The sequence below is a fragment of the Streptomyces sp. NPDC059455 genome (genome assembly GCF_042750115.1).
Classification (GTDB): domain Bacteria; phylum Actinomycetota; class Actinomycetes; order Streptomycetales; family Streptomycetaceae; genus Streptomyces; species Streptomyces endocoffeicus.
In genome coordinates, this window is the sequence record NZ_JBHYVB010000188.1 from 1 (window position 1) to 6,156 (window position 6,156).

Consider the following 6,156-nt stretch of genomic DNA (forward strand, 5'->3'; position numbering starts at 1 on the left):
GAAGCGGCCGGACCCCGCGGCGGCGCCGGAGCCCCGCTCAGCGGCGGTTCCTGCCGGACCACGCGGGTTCCACCACCTTCCACTCTGCCTCCCATCGCGCGTAGCGCCTGCGGTCCAGGGCCCGCCGGACCCGGGCCCGCCCCGTGAACGCGAGCGCGGCCACCGTCGCCGCGGTGATACAGCCGGTGAACCAGCCCATGGTCCGCGCGGTCGAGGGGGAGGAGGGCGGCTGCGCCAGGGCGCCCTCGCGGTTCACCCAGACCCGTACCTCGTCCCCGGAGCCGCCGTCGCCCGCCACCGTGGCGGTGCCCGTATGGCGCTCACCGTCATCCGCGACCCAGCGCACCCGCGCCTGCCGTGGCTCCCGCACATCGCTGTGGGCCGGGCCGGGGGTGGCATCGGCGAGCCGTGCGGTGATCTGGTGCCGGGCCGAGGTCTCGGCGGCCACGACGCGCATCTGGGAGGCGTGTGCCGCGTACCCCGCGCTGATCGCGGCGGCCGGCAGCCCGACCACGAGGATCAGCGCGAACAGCACGGTGCACCAGGTCTGGATCCGGTCCGTCCGGCGGCGCAGCGGGTTGGGTCCCCTGGCCGGACGCTTGAGCAGGGGCGGACGCGGCCCGAATACGCGTCGCGGTCCGTGGGTGTTCATGGTCTGGCCTCCAGCGGGTGCTGACGTCGGCGCGCGGTCGCGCGGGCGTCGGGGTCAGGTGCGCGGGGCGGGCTGATAGGCGCCGGGCACCATCCGTGCGCTGATCGCCGTGCGGTTGTAGGCGTTGATCACGACGGCGGCCCAGATCACGGCCGCCACCTGCGGTTCGTCGAAGACCTCGCGGGCGGTCGCGTAGACCTCGTCCGGCACATGGCCGTCCTGGACCGAGGTCACCGCCTCGGTCAGCTCGAGCGCGGCCCGCTCCCGCTCGGTGAAGAACGGGGTCTCCCGCCAGGCGGCGAGGGTGTGGATCCGCTGCTCGGTCTCGCCCTGGGCGCGGGCGTCCTTGGTGTGCATGTCCAGGCAGAACGCGCAGCCGTTGAGCTGTGAGGCGCGGATCCTGACCAGCTCCAGCAGCTCGGGCTCGACCCCCGCCGCCCGGGCGGCCCGCACCGCCGCCCGGTGCAGCTCGCCCATCGCGGCGGACACCTCGGGGGCGAGGCCCTTCAGATCCAGCCGGGCGGTGGTGCGGGCCGGGGTGGTCGTCGTCATCGGTGAACTCCGTTCGTCGCGGTCAGTAGCAGTCAGTCGTGGTCAGTCGCGGCCAGTCGCGGTCAGGGGATCGGGGTGATCAGGGGATCGGGGCAGTGAGGGGATCGGGAACGCCGTTGAGCCAGGTCTGCCAGGAGGCGGCGCGCAACGCCGGGCCCGCCCGCAGTGGGCGGCCCAGCCACGCGGTCACCGGGCGGATTCCGTGCACCGCGTTGACCAGCCACACCTCACGGCCGTCCAGCTCCTGTACGGTGCGGCGGCGGTGCTCGGTGCGGACGCCCAGCTCGGCCGCCCGGTCCTGGATCAGGGCCGAGGTGACGCCCGCCAGCAGCGGAAGCTCCGGGGGCGGCAGACACAGCACGTCGTCCTCCCACCACAGGACGCTCGCCGCCGTGCCCTCGAGCACCAGCCCGGAGGGGGTGGTGAGCAGCAGCTCCTGCGCGCCGCGGGCGGCGGCCCGCTCCCGCAGATGCGCCAGGAGGGAGAGGTCGGGACCGGTGCGGCGGGGATGCGACCGCGGGTCGAACTCCTCGGTCAGGCATACGGTCACATTGACCGTCCGCGGCGGCGCGGGCCGGACCCGCAGAAACAGCCGGGCCGGTTCCGGACCGGCCAGCTCGACCCGTGGGAACCACCGCTCGGTGCGGGGCAGGGCGGCCACCGCGTCGCGCCAGAAGCTCTCGATTCGGGCCGGGGAGTCGCCGCTCGCCTCGACACACGCGGCGACGAACCGGCGGCGGTGGTGGTCGAGCCCGCGCACCCGCCCGTCGTCGATCAGCCAGGAGTCGGCGGCCAGCAGCGCGCTGTCCGGCACCGCCCGGGAGGGCATCAGCCCGCCGTCCTCGCGCCACATCAGCGTCCACTGCTTCTGGTCCGACGCGTCGGCGTGACCGATGTTCTGTGTGGCGACCATGTCCGCTTCCACGTCTCCGTCCCGATGTGCTCGATGTGCTCGGCGTTTCTCGATGTGCCCGTTGTCCGATGCCGTGCCGCCCCGATGTCGTTCCGTTGTCCGTCCGGGTTCCTAGCCGTGCTCGCTGGATTGCCGGTCAATAGCCGCGCGCCGGGCCGCCCCGGGGGCCGTAGGGGGCGCGTTCCAGCCACTCCCCGCAGCGGGGGACCACCGGGGACAGGGCGGCCGCCGCGCGCTGGGTCGCCCGCTTCCACGGCCGGGGCCGCAGATGGTCCAGGGCCGCCCCGGCGGCCTCGCTGTTGTAGAGGGCCGCGCTCCGGCGGGCGGAGGCGTACCCGGCCACCGTCGCGGGTCCCCGCGATGGCTCGGAGCATGCCGCCGACACCGCCTCCGCCGCCGCGACGGCGTCCGCGATCCCGCTGTTCATCCCGCGGGCCCCGAAGGGCGGGAACAGATGCGCCGCCTCGCCCGCCAGCAGCACCCGGCCGGACGGATCCGCGAACGACGCGGCGACCTTGCGCAGGAAGTGGTAGCGCGACACCCACAGCACCCGGTGGGCGCAGTCCTCGCCCACCAGCCGGGGCAGCCAGCGGCGCAGCGCCTTCTCGGTGCCGAAGGACTCCGGCGGATCGTCCGCGCGGCACTGCAGATCGATCTGGAAACCCCCGGTGAACGGCACCCGCAGCACGGTGCGGCCACCGGTGCCGGGGTGCTCGTAGTGGAAGACCCGCTCCACCGGCAGGTCCCCGCCGGGCGGATCCGCCACGTCCACGACCACGTGATAGCCGTCGGACCGGGTGCCCTCCAGCGGGATGCCCAGCGCCTTGCGCACCCCCGAACGGGCCCCGTCGGCGGCGATGACATGGCCGGCCGTCCAGCTCCCGCCGGCCTTATCGGTCACCGTCACGCCGTCGCCGTCCGCGCGCACCTCGTCCACCTCGGCGTCGAAGCGGAACTCCACGCCCGCCTCCGCACACGCCTCGTGGAGGAACCGCTCGGTGTCCACCTGACGCAGGCTGGTGAACGCGGGCAGGGCCGCGGCCCCGGCCCCGGAGGCCCGCGGAAAGGTCTGCGCGAACACCTCGCGGCCGCGGTAGAGGGTGCGCCGGGTGCGCCAGGTCGTTCCGTACGCCGCGATCCGTACGCCCAGCCCCGGGCGGGCCCGCTCCAGCAGCCGCAGCGACCGCCGGTGGACGAACAGCGCGCGGCTCCCGGGCCGCACCCGGTCCCGCGCCCCGGCCTCCAGTACCAGGACCGGCAGCCCGGCGGCGCGCAGGGTGAGCGCCGCCGTCATCCCGACCGGCCCGGCGCCCACCACCAGAACCGGCCCGCTGTCCTCACCCGCCGCCATGTCAGCCACCGACCGGTGCGGTGGACAGGGTGGGCAGCTCACCCGCGGCGAGCTGCCGGGCGATCTCCAGCCGCTTGATCTTCCAGGTGGCGGTGCGCGGCAGATCCTCGAAGCGGCACTGCACCGGCTCGGCCAGCGCCGGGAGATCCTCGGTCGCCCGCCGCCAGCTGTCGGGGTCCAGCGGCTCGTTCCCCCGGGTGCACACCACCGGTACCGGCTCGCGCCCCGGACCGTGGACGATGATCACTTCCCGGAGGTCGGCGAACCGCGACAGCAGTTCGTCCTCCACCTCCAGGGTGCTGTCCACGGTGGAGATCTGGTCCACCTCGCGGTCCAGCAGATACAGCGCGCCCCACCGGTCGCGGTAGCCCATGTCGCCCATCCGCCACCAGCCCCGGTCCACCTGCCGGGCGTAGCTCTCCGGCGCGCCGAGGTAGGTGAGGATCCGGCCGCGGGTGCGGGCCTCGATGGCCCCCGTCGCCCCCGGCGGGCACCTGCGGCCCCGCTCGTCCACCACCCGGATCCGGGTGAACCCGGGGATGCCGGTGCCCACCCGCCGTGCCTCCACCCGGTCCGCGCCCCGGCGGGTGTACCAGCCGAAGGCGATGGGCCCGGTCTCGCTCTGCCCGTACAGCTGCATCAGCCGGGGGTCGCGGCGCCGGGACGCGGCGAGCAGCCGCCGCACCGTACGGGGGTGGATGGCGTCGAACGTGGAGCCGTACGCCCGGACGTTGGCCAGCGGGCCGTTCGGCGCGTCGGCCAGGTCCTCCCACAGCACATAGGTGTTGGGATGCGTCTCCACGATGCCGGGGCGGTGCGCCGCCAGCAGTGGGCCGGCGTGGGCCGGATCGGGGTCGACGAGCAGCAGCAGCGGGCTGCCGAAGTGCAGCAGTACGCCCAGCAGATGGTAGAAGCGGGAGTGGACGAACGACATGTGCAGCGCGGCCGCCTCCCCGCGGCCGGCCCGGCCCAGCGCCTGCTGGGGCACCAGCCGGTTCCACATGGTGTGCGGGCAGTGCACGGCCAGCTTCGGTATGCCGGTGGTCCCCGAGCTGTGGGTGATCAGCGAGGGCTCCCGGGGGTGGAGCCGGATGGCCGGGCGGCGCGGCACCCCGGCGAGCGCGGCCAGCGCGATGGTGTTCCCGGGCGCCTCGTCCACCGTCAGCACGCCCCGGGCCAGGGTGGTGTCCACCGTGCTCAGCGTGGACTCCAGCGTCGCCCGGTCGGTGATCAGCCAGGGGGCGTGCAGCCGGTCCAGCAGCACCGCGGCCACCTGTCCGTCCAGCGAGGGCGACAGCAGCGCCGGGACCGCTCCGATCCTGGAGACGGCACAGGTCAGCAGCACGATATCGACGTTGTCGCCCTTGAGGATCGCCACATGCTCACTCGGGCGCACCCCCGCCGACCACAGCCGGGCGGCCAGGTCGTCGACCAGATCGGCCAGTTCGGTGTAGCCGAGGTCGGTACCGGCGTCGGGGGCGACGTCCAGTGGCCGGTCCAGGGTCACCCTGACCCTGCCGTGCCGGGCCGCGGCCTCCTGGAACATCAGCCCCAGATAGAACCCGTGCTCGGGGAGAAGCCGCTGCAACATATCGAGGTCCTCATCGTTCGAAGTCGGTCAGGGGGCCGCGCGCTCGGGCGCGGCCGGCAAGCCGGTTTGGCCCGTCACCAGCGGCCGGTGCGGACGACATGGCGCCGCAGCTTTCCCGTCGGGGTGCGCGGCAGCGAGGCCACCAGGCGCACGGTGTGCGGCGCCTTGTAGGCGGCGAGCCGCCGCCGGGCCAGGGCGATCAGATCGGCCGTCAGGGCCTCCTCGTCCACCGCCGAGCCGCCCAGGCCGCGCCGGTTGTCCGAGTCGCGCGGGTCGCCCGAGCCGTCCGAGCCGTCCGAGCCGTCCGATGCGTCCGGGTCGGCCGCCCGGCCATCCGCGTCGGCCGTCGGTACGACATAGGCGCGCAGCCGGGTCGCGCCCCGCTCGTCGGGGACGGCCGCCACCGCCACCTCCCGCACCGACGGGTGCTGCCGCAGCACCTCCTCGACCTCCAGCGGCGACACGGTGATCCCGCCGACCATCTCCAGGTCGTCCACCCGGCCCAGATGGCGATACGTCCCGTCGCGCTCGCGTCGGGCCCGGTCCCGGGTGGCGAGCCAACCGCCGTCCCCCGGGCGGCCGGTGACCACCGTCGGGCCCCGCACCCACAGCTCGCCCTCGGCCGAGCCGTCGGCGCCGTCCGTCACCACGGCGCCCTCGCCGTCCCGCAGTTCCAGCTCGAAGCGGGGCACCGGACGGCCGAGGGTGCCGGAGGCGTTGTCCCACACCGTGTTGGCACAGAAGGCATGGCCCGCCTCGGTGGAGCCGATCTGCTCCAGCACCGGTGCGCCGAGCAGCTCACCGACCCGTTCACCGAGGGCGGGCGGCAGCCCCTCGCCCGCGCTGACCGCCGCGCGGACGGAGGCGAAGCAGGCCGCGTGGCCGGTGCCGCGCTCGTCCACCAGGGCGGCGTACGAGGACGGCACCGAGTACAGCAGGGTCACCCGGTGCCGGGCCACGAGGTCGTCGATGAGGGCAGGTCCGGGGCGGTGGGCGGGGGGCCCCCCCCCCCCCCCCCCCCCAAAAGGGGACGCGTAAACAGTCACCCAAACCCCGGCCGATGAAAACAAGGGTAACCCAAAACAGAACAACCCCCG

Annotated in this window: 5 protein-coding genes and 1 pseudogene; all 6 read right to left on the bottom strand. The window is 74.7% G+C overall.

The window, feature by feature from the left end:
* Positions 1 to 37 precede the first annotated feature (37 nt).
* On the bottom strand, positions 38 to 652 hold the full coding sequence (locus tag ACFXB5_RS42070; protein ID WP_385218782.1) for a hypothetical protein: 615 nt from the start codon (positions 650 to 652) through the stop codon (positions 38 to 40).
* Between the two features lie 54 nt (positions 653 to 706).
* Positions 707 to 1,204 (bottom strand): carboxymuconolactone decarboxylase family protein, encoded by a 498-nt coding sequence (locus ACFXB5_RS42075; protein WP_385218784.1) that lies wholly within the window; start codon positions 1,202 to 1,204, stop codon positions 707 to 709.
* A gap of 79 nt (positions 1,205 to 1,283) precedes the next feature.
* Positions 1,284 to 2,117: an aminotransferase class IV gene (locus ACFXB5_RS42080; RefSeq protein WP_385218786.1), complete on the bottom strand. Its 834-nt coding sequence runs from the start codon at positions 2,115 to 2,117 to the stop codon at positions 1,284 to 1,286.
* A 136-nt stretch (positions 2,118 to 2,253) separates the two neighbouring features.
* Positions 2,254 to 3,468 carry an FAD-dependent monooxygenase gene (locus tag ACFXB5_RS42085; RefSeq protein WP_385218804.1) on the bottom strand — a complete coding sequence of 405 codons (1,215 nt, stop codon included), beginning with the start codon at positions 3,466 to 3,468 and terminating at the stop codon, positions 2,254 to 2,256.
* A 1-nt stretch (position 3,469) separates the two neighbouring features.
* On the bottom strand, positions 3,470 to 5,059 hold the full coding sequence (locus ACFXB5_RS42090; RefSeq protein WP_385218788.1) for a class I adenylate-forming enzyme family protein: 1,590 nt from the start codon (positions 5,057 to 5,059) through the stop codon (positions 3,470 to 3,472).
* Between the two features lie 74 nt (positions 5,060 to 5,133).
* Positions 5,134 to 6,048 (bottom strand): annotated as a pseudogene (locus ACFXB5_RS42095) (AMP-binding protein); the annotation flags it as partial.
* Positions 6,049 to 6,156 lie beyond the last annotated feature (108 nt).